Origin of the sequence: Micromonospora tulbaghiae (assembly GCF_900091605.1) — a bacterium.
In the GTDB taxonomy this organism is placed as follows: domain Bacteria; phylum Actinomycetota; class Actinomycetes; order Mycobacteriales; family Micromonosporaceae; genus Micromonospora; species Micromonospora tulbaghiae.
Map to the genome: position 1 here is coordinate 662,791 of NZ_FMCQ01000004.1, position 14,101 is coordinate 676,891.

Below are 14,101 nucleotides of genomic sequence, written 5' to 3' on the forward strand. Positions count from 1 at the left end.
ATCGTAGGCCGCGCCCCGGACGGGCTCGGGCGGGGTCGGCCACGCCGGGCGGATGAGCCCGCCCGGCGTGCCCCGGTCAGGCCGACACGGCGGCCACCGCTGTCCGGGCCACGAGCGCCCGGCGCATGTCGTCGTCCAGGTCGGTCACCCACCGCCGCAGGCCGGGCGTCAGGTCGTCGCGATCCAGCAGCGCCGCGGCCATCTCCCGGGTGGTCTGCGCCACGGCGTAGCGGGGGTACGCGGCGACAGTGACCGCGTCGGCCACCCACGCGGTACGCAGACGCGCCGCCGCCGGCATGTCGGCGAAGTAGCGCTCCACGTAGCCGGCGGTCAGCTCGGCCTGCTCGGGCTGCCAGAAGCCCTCGGCGGTCGCCTCGACGAGCCGATTGGACAGCTCGGTGCTGCGGGTGACGATCTCCCAGGCGGCCCGCTTCGCGTCGGCGTCGGGCAGCGCGGCCCGGCACGCGGCGGCCTGCTCGGCGCCGGTGGCGCTGCGGTCGGTGTCGGCCTCGGCGTCGATGTCCGGCGCCCCGGCCGCGCCGAGCACCACGAGCCGGCGTAGCACCGCCCAGCGCAGGTCGGCGTCGATCGCCAGCCCCGGCGGCACGCCCTCCCCGGCCAGCCAGCCGGTCAGCATCGCGGTGTCGGTGGTGGCGCCGATCAGACCGCGCGCGGCGGCGAGCTGCAACGAGCCGCCCGCGGGCGCCGAGTCGAGCAGCGCCGCGCAGGCGGTCGCCACCCGCAGCAGCGCCGCGTCGCGGGCGAGCGGGTCGAGGTAGCGGTCGATCAGCCGGCGGCTGAGCAACAGCACGTCCTCGACGATCGTCACCTCGGTCTCGGCCGGAAGCGCCGCCCCGATCAGCGCAGCGAGCACGGCGGCCGGGCGTTCCCCGTCGGTGACCGCGTCCAGCGTCTCGCCCCAGAGCAGCGCCCGGGCCAGCGAATCGTCGAGCCCCGGCAGCAGCAGCGGCACCGCGTCCGCCGAGGCCGGGTCGAGCCGGATCTTCGCGAACGTCAGGTCACCGGCGTTCGGCAGCACGAGCCCGGTGGCGGGCCGCCCGACCAGCTCGGGCAGCGGCGTACGGCCGCCGTCGGCGTCCGGGTCGAGGTCGAGCTCGAACCGGTACGCCGGGCCGTCCGCGGTGTGCTGGGCCACGCCGATGCGGTGCGGCCGCAGCACCGGGTGGCTCGCCGGGGCAGTCTGCACGATCGCCACGTCGGTCCACCGCCCGTCGGCGTCCACGGCGGTGTCGACCCGCAGCGTGTTCACCTGCGCGCGGCGCAGCCAGCGCTGCGCCCAGCCGTCCAGATCGCGGCCGCTCGCCGCGCCCAGGGCAGCCAGCAGGTCGGCGAGCGTGGCGTTGCCGAACCGGTGCGCGGCGAAGTGCGCGTTCAGCCCGGCCAGGAACGCCTCGTCGCCGAGCCAGGCGACGAGCTGACGCAGCACGCTGGCGCCCTTGGCGTACGAGATGCCGTCGAAGTTGAGCAGCGCCTGAGCGGCGTCGGCGACCTCCTCCGGCGCCACCGGATGGGTGGAGGGGCGCTGGTCGGCGGTGTAGCCCCAGGCCTTGCGACGGCTCGCGAACGTGGTCCACGCCCGGTCGAACCGGGTCGCCTCGGCGGTGACCCGGGTGCCGAGGTAGTCGGCGAAGGACTCGTTGAGCCAGAGGTCGTCCCACCAGCTCATGGTGACCAGGTCGCCGAACCACATGTGCGCCATCTCGTGGGCGATGGTGGTGGCGCGCAACTCCCGCTGGGTGTCGGTGACCGCCGAGCGGAACACGTAGTCGTCGCGGATCGTGACCAGGCCCGGGTTCTCCATCGCGCCCGCGTTGAACTCGGGCACGAACGCCTGGTCGTACTTGCCGAACGGGTAGCGCTCGGCGAAGAGCTGGTGGAAGCGGTCCAGGCACTGCCGGGTGACGGTGAAGATCTCGTCGGCGTCGGCGTCCAGGTGGGCCGCGAGCGAACGCCGGCAGTAGAGGCCGAGCGGGATGCCGTCGTGCTCGGCGCGCAGCACGTGCCAGGGCCCGGCGATCAGCGAGACGAAGTAGGTGGCCAGCGGCTCGGTGGGGGCGAACTCCCAGCGCCCGGCCGCGGGCCGGCCGGCGAGCGGCCCGTTGGCGGCGACAGTCCACTCCGGCGGCGCGGTGACGGTCAGCGTCACCGGGGCCTTCAGGTCGGGCTGGTCGAACGCGGCGAAGATGCGCGGACCGTCGTCCAGGAAGGACATCGCGTAGAGGTAGGTCTCGCCGTCGGCCGGGTCGACGAAGCGGTGCAGCCCCTCGCCGGTGTTGGAGTAGGCCATCTCGGCCTCGACGGTGAGCGTGTTGGTCGCGGCCAGGCCGGTCAGCGGCAGCCGGCCGCCGGCCAGCAGGGCCGGGTCGAGGTCGCGGTCGTTGAGGCGGGCGGCGAGGAGTCGGCGCGGCTTGACGTCGACGAAGGTCTCGGCGCCGGGGGTGGCCCGGAACCGGATGGTGACGGCGGAGCGGAACCGCTCGGCGTCGCCGGTCAGGTCGAGGTCCACATCGTAGGACTCGACGCTGATCGACGCGCGGCGCGCGGTCGCCTCTGCACGGGTGAGGCTCGGCATCCGCTTATCCTGCCCGATGAGGTCCGCTCGGGCCGTCTCGTTACGCATGGCGATGGAGGAGCAGCGATGGGTCAGCATCCCAAGGGCGATTTCGACCTCTCCCGGGCGGTTTGGCAGCGGGCAGAGGGCGACACCTCCGAGGGAGCGGTCGAAGTGGCCTTCGTCGACGACCTGATCGGTATGCGCAACTCCGCCGAGCCGGACGGGCCCGTGCTGGTCTTCACGCAGGCCGAGTGGGACGCGTTCGTCGCGGGCGCCCAGGACGGCGAGTTCGACCTGGACTGAGCGCGCCTCAGTCACCGTCGCCCCAGCCGAGGCCCCCCGGACCGGGCGCGTGGTGGAAGCCGGGGTGACCGGCCACGTCGGCGCAGCGCTCGCCGTCGGGCCCGACGGAATCGCAGAACAGCCGCTCCGCGCGGTGCCAGGCGTCCGCCGGGGACAGGGCCGCCGCGCCGAGCGCCAGCTCCGGGCGGAGCAGGCCGAGCGCTTCGGCGTACGCCACGGCGTGCTCCCGCGCGACGGCGGGATCGGCGGCGACGAAGCCCAGGTGCACGGTGAAGTGGCGCGGCGGGCGGGGTGCGGGGCGCCGGGGCGCGCCGATCAGCGGCCCATCGCGGCCGTCGCCGTGCAACCGGGCCGTTGCCTCGCGGTGCCGTCGTGCCGCCCTGTCGTCACGCATCCGTGCCCTCCCCCGTCGCCGGTGACGCCCCCGGACGCCGCGCCGGCGGGCGGCGGACCGGTCGCCGCGGGTCCGCGAATCCGAGCCAACCAGCTTTTCCGCGCCCGGGGAGGGGCCAGCACCCGCCCGCGTGGCCGGCCCCTCCCCCGAAGGGCCGGAGCTGCTGGAATGGAGGGTTCGGCCGCGCCGGCCCGGGTAGGTAGGCAGGGTCGCCGAACCGCGTCAGGAGCCGCCGAGATGAGCACCATGCCGAGCGACCGGAGCCCGGACAGCACGCTCGCGTTCCTGCGGGAGGGCTACCGCTTCGTCGGCGACCGCTGCGATCGTCTCGGCACCGACGTCTTCCAGACCCGGCTGCTCCTGGAGCCGACGATCTGCCTGCGCGGCCGGGACGCCGCCGAGCTGTTCTACGACGAGGAGCGGTTCGTCCGGCGCGGCGCCATGCCGATGCGCGGGCAGCGCACGCTCACCGGCGTTGGCGGCGTGCAGGGCCTCGACGGACAGGCGCACCGGGCCCGCAAGGCGATGTTCATGTCGATCATGACGCCGGCCGCGATCCGGCGGCTCGGGGAGATCTTCGACGAGCAGTGGCGGGCCCGGATCCCCGACTGGGCCGAGGCCGGCCCGGTGGTGCTCTACGACGAGGTGGGAAAGATCCTGACCCGGACGGTCTGGGCCTGGGCCGGGGTGCCGCTGGCCGAGGCCGACGTGCCGCGCCGGACAGCCGAGATGCACGCGATGATCGAGGCGCCGGCCGCGCTGGGCCCCCGGCACTGGCGCGGACGGCTCGGCCGCCGGCACGCGCAACGCTGGGCCGGTGAGCTGATCGAGCGGGTACGCGCGGGCGCGGCGCCCGCCCCGGAGGGCAGCGCGCTGGCGGTCGTGGCCGGGCACCGGGACGAGCGGGGTCTGCCGCTGCCGCGCCGGATCGCCGCTGTGGAGCTGCTGAACGTGCTGCGCCCCACCGTCGCGGTGGACCGGTACGTGGTCTTCGCCGCGCTGGCGCTGCACGACCACCCGCACTGGCGGGACCTGCTGCCAGGCGACGACGCCGCGACCGAGCAGTTCGTGCAGGAGGTACGCCGCTACTACCCGTTCTTCCCGGTCGCCGCGGCCCGGGTGCGCCGCTCGTTCCAGTGGCGGGGGTACGCGTTCCCGCAGGGCCGGCGCGTGCTGCTCGACCTGTACGGCACGAACCACCACCCCGACGCGTGGCCCGAGCCGGAACGGTTCCGCCCGGAGCGCTTCGCCGGCTGGCGCGACGACCCGTTCGGCCTGGTCCCGCAGGGCGGCGGCGATCACTACACCGGCCACCGCTGCGCCGGTGAGTGGATCACGATCGAGCTGATGAAGCGGGCGGTGACGAACCTGACCGGCGCGATGAGCTACCGCGTACCGCCGCAGGACCTGGCGCTCGACCTCGGTGCCATGCCGGCGTTGCCGCCCGGCGGGCTGGTGCTCGACGGGGTACGCCCGGCCGGCGGGGTACGCCCATTGCGCTGAACGGGCGCACCCCGGTGGGCGGTCAGGCGGCCTGCGGGTGCAGCACGCTGCGCAGGCAGCCGTCCTCCTTCTTCTCGAAGATCTCGTAGCCCCGGGCGCCCTGCTCCAGCGACATCGGGTGGGTGGCCAGGTAGCCGGGGTCGATCTCGCCGGCCGCGACCCGGTCCAGCAGCATCGGGATGTAGCGCTGGGCGTGCATCTGTCCCATCCGCAGCACCAGGGCCTTGTTCATGGCCGCGCCGAGCGGGAACTTGTCGACCAGGCCGCCGTACACGCCGACGATGCTCACCGTGCCGCCCTTGCGGGCCGCCATGATCGCCTGCCGGACCGAGGTGGGCCGGTCGGTCTGCGCGCGTACCGTCTGCTTGGCCTTGTCGTACGCGTACGCCGGGCCGACGTCGTGCGACTCCATGCCGACAGCCTCGATGCAGGCGTCCGGGCCGCGCCCGGCGGTCATCTCCCGCAACGCCTCCAGCACGTCGGTCTCGGCGTAGTTGATCGTCTCCACGCCGAGGCGCTGCGCCGCGGTGGCGAGACGCTCCGGCAACCGGTCGATGACCACGACCCGCTCGGCGCCGAGGATCTGCGCGGACCGGGCCGCCATCTGACCGACGCCGCCGGCGCCCCAGACCGCCACCACCTCGCCGCCCTTGAGGTTGCAGAAGTCGGCGGCCATCCAGCCGGTCGGCATCGCGTCGGAGGCGAAGACCACCGAGTCGTCCGGCACCCCGTCCGGCACCGTGAACGCGCCGACGTCGCCGAACGGCACCCGGATGTACTCGGCGTGGCTGCCCGAGTAGCCGCCGGCCGCGTGCGAGTAGCCGAGGATGCCCGCGGGCGAGTGGCCCCACAGCTTCTCGGTGAAGACAGGCTGCGGGTTGGAGTTGTCGCACAGCGAGAACTGCTCGGTGCGGCAGTACCAGCACGAGCCGCAGGCCACCACCGAGCCGACCACCACCCGGTCGCCGACCTTGATACGCCGCACCTCCGGGCCGGTCTCGACCACCTCGCCCATGAACTCGTGGCCGAGGATGTCACCCTCGCGCATCGCCGGCAGGTAGCCGTTGATCAGGTGCAGGTCGGAGCCGCAGACGCTGCTCGCGCGTACCTTGACGATGATGTCGCCGCCGGACCTGACGGTCGGCTCCGGCACGTCCCGCACGGCCAGCTTGCCGACGCCCTCCCAGCACAACGCCCTCACGGTCGTCCTCCCGCCATCAGCTTCTCGCGTACCTTGTCCGTCGCCCGTTCCTGCCGCGGGCTGCGCCCGGACGGGTCGTGCCGGGTGTCGAGCACCTGCCCGGTCTCGATCAGCGACTTGATCCGGCGCAACGTGGTGCGCAGCCCCAGGTCCGGGTCGCTGCCACCGACGAGGCCGACCGCCCGCCGGATCGGTCCGGAGCGCCACCGCAGCTCGGCCCGGATCTCGGTGCCCCGGTCCTGCGGCGCGGCGGCCAGCTCGACCCGGCCGCGCTGGGCGACCGGACCGTCGGTGACCCGCCAGCTCAACCGGCCCGGCCCGTCGACGGTGATCTCGGCCCGCCACTCGGTGCCACCACCGGCCGGGTCGGCCGCCACGCAGCGCCACCGGTTCGCGTCGAGCTGCTCCAGCGTCGCCCACTCGGCCAGCCCTCGGTCCAGCCGCTCGCGGTCGGTCCAGAAGCCGATCACCTCGTCGACCGGCCGGTCCACGGTGATCCCCCGGCGCACCACGTACCAGCCGTCCTCCCGATCGGGCTGGTGCCGGTGCCGCCGGCGGGCCACCGCCCGGGTGACCCCGAGCGCGGTCACCGCGGCGGCGCCGGCCAGCACCCATCTCGTCGCGTTGCTGGGCATCACGTCTCCTCCCGACTCGGACCGTCCGTATCCGGCTGCGCTACCCGACGCAGGGCGCCCGAAACGGTTTCAGCAGCCGCATTCCGGGCAAGTCGCGTGACCCGACACGAGGGGAGGCGACGTGACCCGACCGACCGCCGCACGACCGCATGACGAGGGCGCCGCGTCCGCGCCGGTCCGGCTCCCGATGGCGTACGTCCTGCCGCTGCGCGCCCACGACGACAGCGGCCTGGACGAGCTGACCGGGTATCTGCGGGAGCTGAGCCGCTGGGTCGACGTGGTGGTGGTCGACGGATCGCCGCCGGAGCTGTTCGCGCGGCACGCCGCCGCCTGGCACGGGCTGGTGCGGCACGTACCGCCGGACCCGGCGCTGCGCGGGCGCAACGGCAAGGTGCTCGGCGTGCTCACCGGCGTCGCGCTGGCCCGGCACGAGCACGTGGTGATCGCCGACGACGACGTCCGGTACGACCGGGCGGCCCTGTGCGCCGTGCACCAGATGCTGGACGGGGTGGACCTGGTCCGGCCGCAGAACCACTTCGACCCGCTGCCCTGGCACGCCTGGTGGGACACCGGCCGGACGCTGCTCGCCCGCGTGTTCGGCGGCGACTGGCCGGGCACGCTGGCGGTCCGGCGGAGCACGTTCCTGGCCATGGGCGGCTACGACCCCGACGTGCTCTTCGAGAACCTGGAGCTGGTCCGGACCGTGCGCGCGTACGGCGGCAGCACCGCCACCCCCGCGTGGCTGTACGTGCGGCGGCTACCGCCCACCGCCGCGCATTTCCTCGGGCAGCGCGTCCGCCAGGCGTACGACGAGACGGCCCGGCCGGTGTGGCTGCTGGCCGCGCTGGCGGTGCTGCCGGCGACGGCGGTCGCGCTCGCCACCCGCCGGCCCGGGCTGCTGCTGCGCGCCGGACTGGCGACTGTGGCAGTGGCGGAGCTGGGCCGGCGACGGGCCGGCGGCACCCGGGTCTTCCCGGCGCACACCAGCCTCGCCGCGCCCGCCTGGGTGCTGGAACGCGGCCTGTGCGCCTGGCTGGCGGTGGGCCGGCGGCTGCGCGGCGGGGTGCCCTACGCGGGCGCCCGGTTGCGGACGGCGGCCAACCCCACCCGTCTCCTGCGGCGGCGGATGACGCGGCGCCGCCCCGACGACCTGGTGCTGTGGGTGGAGACCGGGGCAGTGCCCCCACCGCTGCGCGCCGAGGTGTAAGGAAGGGCCCCCTTTTATCGCCTGGGCGATAAAAGGGGGCCCTTCCTAACCGGAGGCGCGGACCTTCAGGACCGCGCCTGCTCGGCGCTGTGCCGGACGTCCTGGGCGGCGGCGCGGCCGTCGTCCTTGACCGCGTGCGCGGCGTCCTGCGCGGTGGCCTTCACCGACTCGGCGGCGTGCTGCGCCGGCTCGCGCAGCTCCTCCTTCAGCTCGGTGGCGACCTCGCCCAGCTTCTCCTTGACGACGCCGCCGTGCTCGGCGGCCTTCTCCTTGACCTGCGCGGCGACCTGCTGCTCGCGGCGGGTGGCCGGGATCAGCGAGGAGACCAGCATGCCGACGCCGAAGGCGATCACGCCGGCAGCGATCGGGTTGCCCTCGGACTTCTGCCGCACCACCTGCGGTGCTCGGTGGGCGGCGTCGCTCACCGTGGCGGCGGCGGACTGCGCCTTGTCGCCCACGGTGGAGGCCATCGAGGAGGCGTGGTCGCCCACCGAGTGGGCGGCGTGGCCGGTGCTGTGGCCGAGGTCCGATGCGGTTCCCATCACCTTGTCCTTCACGTTCGTCAGCGCGCTGCGTACGCGCTGCTTGCGGTCGTCGACGATGCGGCTCGGGCTGACCTTGTACGCCAGGGCGTCCACGTCCGAGCTGAGGTTGTTGCGGGTGGCTTCGATCTCGCGGCGGATCTGCTCGGGATCGGTGCTCATCGGATGACTCCCTCCGGGTGCGGCTTGAGCGCGTCGGGGATGCGCTGCACGCTGTCGTTGGTCTGCTTCAGGCCGCGGATCCGCTCGGCGTTCTTCTTGCCCATCGAGTACAGAACCGCGGCGACCGCGGCCCAGATGACGGCCACGATCAGCGCGGCCAGCCCGGAGTCCATGACGTTGTCGAGGAACTGCCAGATCGCGATCGAGACGAAGAGCGCCACCATGTAGCCGCCGAAACCGGCGCCGCCGAACAGTCCGGCGGCCTTGCCCGCCTTCTTGCCCTCCTGGCGGATCTCGGCCTTGGCCAGCTCGACCTCCTGGCGCATCAGCGTCGACAGGTCGGTGGTGACCTGACGCATCAGGTCGCCGAGCGAGCTGCCGCGCACCTCGTCGGCGTGGGGCGGGGCGCCCGCCGCCTGATAGCCGGGGTCCTGCGTGGGTACGGTCATGCCGTCGCCTCCCTTCTGCCGGTGCGGCCGGTCACGGGCGGGGAGCGCCGGTCGACGGGACGCCCGGCAGCGGGTCGGTGCGCTCCGGCGGCGGCAGCGGCTGGCCGGTGCCGCCCACCGGGTCGGCCCAGGTGTTCGGGGCGCCGCCACCCGGGTAGGTCGCGCCCGGCGCGGAGTAGCCCGGGTCCGGCTCGGCGTAGCTGCCCGGCGTCGGGTCGAGGTAGCCGCCCGGCGGCACCTGGTCCGGCACCTCGCGCGCGGCCGGGATGACGGCGGTGCGGTCCGGGTCGTACGCCGGCCGCGCCGTGCTGTCGTCGCCGAGTGCGGTGATGTTGCGGGTGAGCCGCCCGGCGACCACGCCGAGCAGCGCCGCGCCGACGAGGAACGTGCCCGGGTTGCGGCGGGCGTAGCTCTTCACCTCGTTGAGCAGGTCGCCCGGCTCGCGCTGCTCCAGCCAGCCGGCCACGCCCTGCACGCGCTCGGCCGCCTGGTGGGCCAGCTCGGTCACCGGCCCGGAGCCGCCGCCCTGCTGCGCCATGGTGCGCATCTCGTCGGCGAGCGACCGCAGGCCGCTGGCCGCGCGCTGCTGCTGCTGACCGGCCTGCGTGGTGACCTGTCCGCGGGCCTCGCCGTAGAGGTCGCGGGCCTGCCGCTTGGCCTCGCCCACCACCTCCCGGCCCTGCTCCTTGGCGGTCTGCGCGACCGCGCCGCCCGCGTTCGCGGCGTCGGAGCCGACCTGGCGGGCCTGGTCACGCACACCGCCACCGTTCGTCGACTGGTACGTGGCCGAACTGGGAGAAAGATCCTGAGTCATGGTGTCCCTTCCGCTCGTGTGTTCCCAGCGGGTGTCTTCGGGGGGTACGCGGATTGTTTCCGCGTGACAATCGCCCTACCCCAGGTCGACGGGTCCATGCCTGTTTCCTGATTTCTCTGCGGGAGCGGCCCGTCCCGGTCAGACAATGGAATGCCTGCCCGCCCGGGCGGCGGCGACTCCCACGGGGGTGACAGGGATGGCACGTGACCTGCGCGAACACGCCTCCGCCCGGCCTGCGGTGCAGAAGGTAGCGCTCGCGGCGGCCGCCCTCTTCGCGCTGATCGGCGTGCTCGGTTTCGTGCCCGGCATCACCACCCACTACGGCGACATGACGTTCGCCGGGCACCACTCCGAGGCGAAGCTGCTCGGGGTGTTCCAGGTGTCGGTGCTGCACAACCTGCTGCACCTGTCGTTCGGGCTGGTCGGTCTGGTGATGGCCCGGCGGCTGGGCGGAGCGCGGGTGTTCCTCGCCGGTGGCGGCGCGCTCTACCTGGTGCTGTGGCTGTACGGCTTCGCCATCGACCGGGACACCGCTGTGAACTTCGTGCCGGTGAACGACGCCGACAACTGGCTGCACCTGGCCCTCGGCTTCGGCATGCTCGCCGCCGGCCTGCTGCTGAACAACAACCTCGGCACCGGCAGCCGGGTGGAGGCACCCTTCGACCGCCCCTGACCAGGCGCGACACGCCGATCAGGCGTTTGCCCCGGCCCGTCGCCGGGCAGGAGGGCAACCGCGAACGGGTCGAGGAGGTCCGGCGATGCCACGGTGGTTGCGCGACAACATGCTCTCGATAGCCATGCTCGGCGCGTTCCTGGTCTTCCTGCTGCTGCAGAGCGTCTTCGGCTGGCAGGTGCACAACGAGGAGCTGAGCCAGTACGGCGCCGAGCCGCTGAGCTGGTGGGCCTATCTCGGCACCGGGCACTTCGCCGAGGCGGTGTTCGAGAACTGGGAGTCGGAGTTCCTCCAGATGGGCGGCTACGTGCTGCTCACCGCGTACCTGGTGCAGAAGGGCTCGGCCGAGTCGAAGCCGGAGGACCAGACGGACCGGCCGGAGGACAACCGCGACCACGCCCGCCCCGACTCACCCTGGCCGGTACGCGTCGGCGGGCTGCCGCTCGTGGTCTACCGGAACAGCCTCGCCATCGCACTCCTGATGATCTTCGGGGGCGCGTTCCTGGGGCACCTGTTCGGCGGCGTGGCCGCCTACAACCAGGAGCAGGCGCTGGAGAGCGGCGCCGCCCCGATCAGCGCGTGGCAGTTCCTCGGCACCAGCGACTTCTGGTTCCAGTCGATGCAGAACTGGCAGAGCGAGTTCCTCGCCGTCGGCGTGCTGATCCTGCTCAGCATCGTGCTGCGCCAGCACGCCAGTCCCGAGTCGAAGCCGGTCACCGCGCCGCACGCGCAGACGAGCGCCTGAGCGTCGGGCCGCCGATCAGGCCGCCACCGGCAGCCGCTTGGCGAAGCACACGCTGTACGGGTTGTCGACGTACTCGCCGTAGACCGGGATCGGCTCGTAACCGCTGGACCGGTAGAGCCCGATCGCGGCCGGCAGGTAGGTGCCGGTCTCCAGGCACACCGTGCGGTGCCCCTGCTGGAACGCCAGCTCCTCCAGCGCCACGAGCAGCTGCCGGGCGATGCCCCGACCTCGGTACGCCGGCCGCACGTACATCCGCTTCAGCTCGCCGGTGTCCGCGTCGAGCGCCTGCAGGCCGCCGCAGCCGACCGCCCGGCCGCCCACCACGGCGGCCAGGTAGCGGACGTCGGTGTGCACGACTGTGACCTGTCCGTCCAGCCCGCCGTCGGCGTCGCGCAGCTCGCGCTGCTGGGCGACGACGAGCGCGGCGATCTCCGGATCGGTGGCGGGACGGGTCTCGATCAACATGCCCGTACGCTAGATCGGCCGGATTTCGCGCAGGTTTCCCGCCACCGACCCGGAAACGGCTACTCGGCGTCCGCCTCCGCCGCGGGCGCGGCCTCGACCTCGTCCTCCGGCCGCACCCGGCGGGCCTTGCGGGCCGCGAGCCGGTCCGAAGCCGACGGGCGGTTCGACTTCTCCTCGAGCCGTACGTCGGTGCCCCGGTTACCCGGCACGAAGTCGACACCGGCGTAGAGGGTCGGCTGCCAGTCGAACTCCCGGTCACCGATACGCACCAGGTCGCCGGGCTGCGCGCCGGCCTTGGCGAGCTTCTCCTCGACGCCGAGACGGGCCAGCCGGTCGGCCAGGTAACCCACTGCCTCGTCGTTGTCGAAGTTGGTCTGCTTCACCCAGCGCTCCGGCCGGCTGCCGCGCACCGTGTACGAGCCGTCCGGCTCGGCCTCGATGGTGAAGCCGGCGTCGTCGACCGCCTTCGGGCGGATCACGATCCGGGTCGGCTCGGCCGGCGGGGCGGCGCGGCGGCCCTGGTCGACCAGCTCCGCCATCGCGTACGTCAGCTCGCGCAGACCCTCGCGGGTCGCCGCCGAGATCTCGAAGACGCGCAGGCCGCGGGCCTCCAGGTCGGGGCGGACGATGTCGGCCAGGTCCTTGCCGTCCGGCACGTCGACCTTGTTGAGCGCGACCAGCCGGGGCCGGTCGGCGAGCCCGCCGTACTGGGACAGCTCCGACTCGATGGCGTCGATGTCGGCGAGCGGGTCGCGTCCGGGCTCCAGCGTCGCGGTGTCGATCACGTGCACCAGCACGGCGCAGCGCTCGACGTGGCGGAGGAACTCCAGGCCCAGGCCCTTGCCGCTGGCCGCACCCGGGATCAGCCCGGGTACGTCGGCGACGGTGAAGGTGTGGTTGTCCACCCGGACCACGCCCAGGTTCGGCACCAGTGTGGTGAACGGGTAGTCGGCGATCTTCGGCTTGGCCGCGGAGATCACCGAGATCAGCGAGGACTTGCCGGCCGACGGGAAGCCGACCAGGCCCACGTCGGCGACGCTCTTGAGCTCCAGCACCACGTCGAGCCGGTCGCCGGGCTCACCCAGCTCGGCGAAGCCGGGCGCCTTGCGGCGCGCGTTCGCCAGCGAGGCGTTGCCGCGCCCGCCCCGGCCGCCCCGGGCCGCCTCGAACGTGGTGCCGACGCCGACCAGGTCGGCCAGCACCTCACCGTCGAGGCTCTGCACCACGGTGCCGTTCGGCACCTTGATGACCAGGTCACGGCCGTTGGCGCCGTCCCGGTTCGAGCCGGCGCCGCCCTTGCCGTTCTCGGCCTTCAGGTGCGGCCGGAAGTGGAAGTCGAGCAGCGTGGTGACCTGCGCGTCGACCACCAGGGACACGCTGCCGCCGTGGCCGCCGTTGCCGCCGTCCGGCCCGCCGAACGGCTTGAACTTCTCCCGGTGGATCGAGACACAGCCGTGCCCGCCGTCGCCGGCCTGCATGTGCAGGACGACCCGGTCAACGAACGTCGTCACGACGCCAATCCTTCCAGCGGGGTCCGCCCCGCGCGTGAAAAGGCGAAGCGGGCCGGGACTCAGAGGTCCGCGGCCCGCTTCGCCAGAAAACTACTGCTGAGGCACGATGCTGACGGTCTTGCGACCGCGCTTGGTGCCGAACTGCACCGAACCGGCGGCCAGCGCGAACAGCGTGTCGTCGCCGCCACGGCCGACCAGGTCACCGGGGTGGAACTTGGTGCCACGCTGACGGATGAGGATCTCACCCGCGCTGACGACCTGACCACCGAAGCGCTTCACGCCGAGTCGCTGGGCCGCGGAGTCACGGCCGTTACGCGAGCTGGACGCACCCTTTTTGTGAGCCATTGGAGGACGACCTACTTCCCGCTGGAGATGCCGGTCACCTTGACCTGGGTCAGCGGCTGGCGGTGACCCTGGCGCTTGTGGTAGCCGGTCTTGTTCTTGAACTTGTGGATCCGGATCTTCGGGCCCTTGGTGTGCGCGGCGATCTCGCCGGACACCGCGACCTTGGCGAGCTTCGCCGCGTCGGTCACCAGGTCGTCACCGTCGACGAGGAGCACCGCGGTGAGCTTCACCGCGTCGCCGGGGGAACCGGCGAGCTTCTCGACCTCGATCACGTCGCCCTCGGCGACCTTGTACTGCTTGCCGCCGGTCTTGACGATCGCGTACATCGGAGGCGGACTCCCTGTCGTTGAGGCTGCTGGCGTCTATTGCACCGTTGTCGGCTGTCACACCGTCGACGGTCGTTCCCACGGCGTCTCGCCGGGAGCCGTGACACCGGCGGCGCGGGCACGCGGGAACTCGGCACACCAAAGTGCGCCGCAGGCAAGCGTACGGCATACCCCGCCCGCCCCCCAAACCGGGCTGCCCGATCACGCCTCCCCCGCGCCCGGGGCGCAGGGCCCGACGGACACGACAGGGC

At 73.4% G+C, this 14,101-nt stretch carries 16 protein-coding genes; 5 read left to right on the forward strand and 11 right to left on the reverse strand.

All coding sequences use genetic code 11. The features are described 5' to 3' along the window. Positions 1-76: 76 nt before the first annotated feature. Positions 77-2,593 carry an aminopeptidase N gene (pepN, locus tag GA0070562_RS15840; RefSeq protein WP_091421814.1) on the reverse strand — a complete coding sequence of 839 codons (2,517 nt, stop codon included), beginning with the start codon at positions 2,591-2,593 and terminating at the stop codon, positions 77-79. Between the two features lie 66 nt (positions 2,594-2,659). On the opposite strand from pepN, the gene GA0070562_RS15845 reads away from it, so the two are divergent. Continuing rightward, on the forward strand, positions 2,660-2,878 hold the full coding sequence (locus GA0070562_RS15845; RefSeq protein ID WP_013287999.1) for a DUF397 domain-containing protein: 219 nt from the start codon (positions 2,660-2,662) through the stop codon (positions 2,876-2,878). Between the two features lie 7 nt (positions 2,879-2,885). Here GA0070562_RS15845 and GA0070562_RS15850 read toward each other — a convergent pair whose 3' ends face one another. Next, complete coding sequence (locus GA0070562_RS15850) at positions 2,886-3,272, reverse strand: hypothetical protein (RefSeq protein WP_091421817.1); 387 nt, start codon at positions 3,270-3,272, stop codon at positions 2,886-2,888. Between the two features lie 237 nt (positions 3,273-3,509). Between GA0070562_RS15850 and GA0070562_RS15855 the strand changes: the two genes are divergently transcribed. Next, the gene (locus GA0070562_RS15855; RefSeq protein WP_091421819.1) at positions 3,510-4,775 is read left to right on the forward strand and encodes a cytochrome P450; all 1,266 of its coding nucleotides are present in this window, start codon (positions 3,510-3,512) and stop codon (positions 4,773-4,775) included. A 22-nt stretch (positions 4,776-4,797) separates the two neighbouring features. Here GA0070562_RS15855 and GA0070562_RS15860 read toward each other — a convergent pair whose 3' ends face one another. Together GA0070562_RS15860 and GA0070562_RS15865 are read right to left on the reverse strand one after the other, a co-directional pair. Beyond that, positions 4,798-5,976 carry a zinc-dependent alcohol dehydrogenase gene (locus tag GA0070562_RS15860; RefSeq protein ID WP_091421823.1) on the reverse strand — a complete coding sequence of 393 codons (1,179 nt, stop codon included), beginning with the start codon at positions 5,974-5,976 and terminating at the stop codon, positions 4,798-4,800. Further along, positions 5,973-6,611: an SRPBCC family protein gene (locus GA0070562_RS15865; protein WP_091421826.1), complete on the reverse strand. Its 639-nt coding sequence runs from the start codon at positions 6,609-6,611 to the stop codon at positions 5,973-5,975. Before GA0070562_RS15865 ends, GA0070562_RS15860 begins: the two co-directional genes overlap by 4 nt. A 121-nt stretch (positions 6,612-6,732) precedes the next feature. Between GA0070562_RS15865 and GA0070562_RS15870 the strand changes: the two genes are divergently transcribed. Further along, the gene (locus GA0070562_RS15870; RefSeq protein ID WP_091421828.1) at positions 6,733-7,818 is read left to right on the forward strand and encodes a glycosyltransferase family 2 protein; all 1,086 of its coding nucleotides are present in this window, start codon (positions 6,733-6,735) and stop codon (positions 7,816-7,818) included. 65 nt (positions 7,819-7,883) lie between these two features. On the opposite strand, the gene GA0070562_RS15875 is transcribed toward GA0070562_RS15870, so the two are convergent. Genes GA0070562_RS15875 through GA0070562_RS15885 form a run of 3 tightly spaced genes read right to left on the reverse strand, consistent with a single transcriptional unit; the run spans position 7,884 to position 9,785 of the window. Continuing rightward, positions 7,884-8,522, reverse strand: a complete 639-nt coding sequence (locus GA0070562_RS15875; RefSeq protein WP_091421831.1) for a DUF3618 domain-containing protein — start codon at positions 8,520-8,522, stop codon at positions 7,884-7,886. After that, positions 8,519-8,971: a phage holin family protein gene (locus tag GA0070562_RS15880; RefSeq protein WP_013288004.1), complete on the reverse strand. Its 453-nt coding sequence runs from the start codon at positions 8,969-8,971 to the stop codon at positions 8,519-8,521. The genes GA0070562_RS15875 and GA0070562_RS15880 overlap by 4 nt, the downstream gene beginning before the upstream one ends. A gap of 31 nt (positions 8,972-9,002) precedes the next feature. Beyond that, a complete protein-coding gene (locus GA0070562_RS15885) occupies positions 9,003-9,785 on the reverse strand; it encodes a hypothetical protein (RefSeq protein WP_091421836.1) in 783 nt (260 codons plus the stop codon). Positions 9,786-9,993: 208 nt separating this feature from the next. On the opposite strand from GA0070562_RS15885, the gene GA0070562_RS15890 reads away from it, so the two are divergent. Beyond that, positions 9,994-10,458: a DUF4383 domain-containing protein gene (locus tag GA0070562_RS15890; protein WP_175438758.1), complete on the forward strand. Its 465-nt coding sequence runs from the start codon at positions 9,994-9,996 to the stop codon at positions 10,456-10,458. A gap of 85 nt (positions 10,459-10,543) precedes the next feature. Then, positions 10,544-11,203, forward strand: a complete 660-nt coding sequence (locus GA0070562_RS15895; RefSeq protein ID WP_091421843.1) for a DUF6766 family protein — start codon at positions 10,544-10,546, stop codon at positions 11,201-11,203. Between the two features lie 15 nt (positions 11,204-11,218). Here the strand turns inward: GA0070562_RS15895 and GA0070562_RS15900 are convergent, their stop codons facing one another. The 4 genes from GA0070562_RS15900 to rplU all read right to left on the reverse strand — a co-directional run bounded on the left by GA0070562_RS15900 (position 11,219) and on the right by rplU (position 13,850). Next, positions 11,219-11,668, reverse strand: coding sequence for a GNAT family N-acetyltransferase (locus GA0070562_RS15900; protein WP_091421845.1), 450 nt, complete (start codon positions 11,666-11,668; stop codon positions 11,219-11,221). A gap of 59 nt (positions 11,669-11,727) precedes the next feature. Beyond that, a complete protein-coding gene (gene obgE / locus GA0070562_RS15905; RefSeq protein WP_091421847.1) occupies positions 11,728-13,179 on the reverse strand; it encodes a GTPase ObgE in 1,452 nt (483 codons plus the stop codon). A 90-nt stretch (positions 13,180-13,269) separates the two neighbouring features. Continuing rightward, positions 13,270-13,524, reverse strand: coding sequence for a 50S ribosomal protein L27 (rpmA, locus tag GA0070562_RS15910; protein WP_013288010.1), 255 nt, complete (start codon positions 13,522-13,524; stop codon positions 13,270-13,272). A gap of 11 nt (positions 13,525-13,535) precedes the next feature. After that, the gene (rplU, locus tag GA0070562_RS15915) at positions 13,536-13,850 is read right to left on the reverse strand and encodes a 50S ribosomal protein L21 (RefSeq protein WP_091421852.1); all 315 of its coding nucleotides are present in this window, start codon (positions 13,848-13,850) and stop codon (positions 13,536-13,538) included. Positions 13,851-14,101: the final 251 nt, after the last annotated feature.

Excerpts from the sequence above, each read along its gene's own strand:
- pepN (WP_091421814.1), bottom strand. The coding sequence starts at position 2,593 with ATGCCGAGCCTCACCCGTGCAGAGGCGACCGCGCGCCGCGCGTCGATC.
- GA0070562_RS15845 (WP_013287999.1), top strand. The coding sequence starts at position 2,660 with ATGGGTCAGCATCCCAAGGGCGATTTCGACCTCTCCCGGGCGGTTTGG.
- GA0070562_RS15850 (WP_091421817.1), bottom strand. The coding sequence starts at position 3,272 with ATGCGTGACGACAGGGCGGCACGACGGCACCGCGAGGCAACGGCCCGG.
- GA0070562_RS15855 (WP_091421819.1), top strand. The coding sequence starts at position 3,510 with ATGAGCACCATGCCGAGCGACCGGAGCCCGGACAGCACGCTCGCGTTC.
- GA0070562_RS15865 (WP_091421826.1), bottom strand. The coding sequence starts at position 6,611 with ATGCCCAGCAACGCGACGAGATGGGTGCTGGCCGGCGCCGCCGCGGTG.
- GA0070562_RS15875 (WP_091421831.1), bottom strand. The coding sequence starts at position 8,522 with ATGAGCACCGATCCCGAGCAGATCCGCCGCGAGATCGAAGCCACCCGC.
- GA0070562_RS15880 (WP_013288004.1), bottom strand. The coding sequence starts at position 8,971 with ATGACCGTACCCACGCAGGACCCCGGCTATCAGGCGGCGGGCGCCCCG.
- GA0070562_RS15885 (WP_091421836.1), bottom strand. The coding sequence starts at position 9,785 with ATGACTCAGGATCTTTCTCCCAGTTCGGCCACGTACCAGTCGACGAAC.
- GA0070562_RS15895 (WP_091421843.1), top strand. The coding sequence starts at position 10,544 with ATGCCACGGTGGTTGCGCGACAACATGCTCTCGATAGCCATGCTCGGC.
- GA0070562_RS15900 (WP_091421845.1), bottom strand. The coding sequence starts at position 11,668 with ATGTTGATCGAGACCCGTCCCGCCACCGATCCGGAGATCGCCGCGCTC.
- rpmA (WP_013288010.1), bottom strand. The coding sequence starts at position 13,524 with ATGGCTCACAAAAAGGGTGCGTCCAGCTCGCGTAACGGCCGTGACTCC.
- rplU (WP_091421852.1), bottom strand. The coding sequence starts at position 13,850 with ATGTACGCGATCGTCAAGACCGGCGGCAAGCAGTACAAGGTCGCCGAG.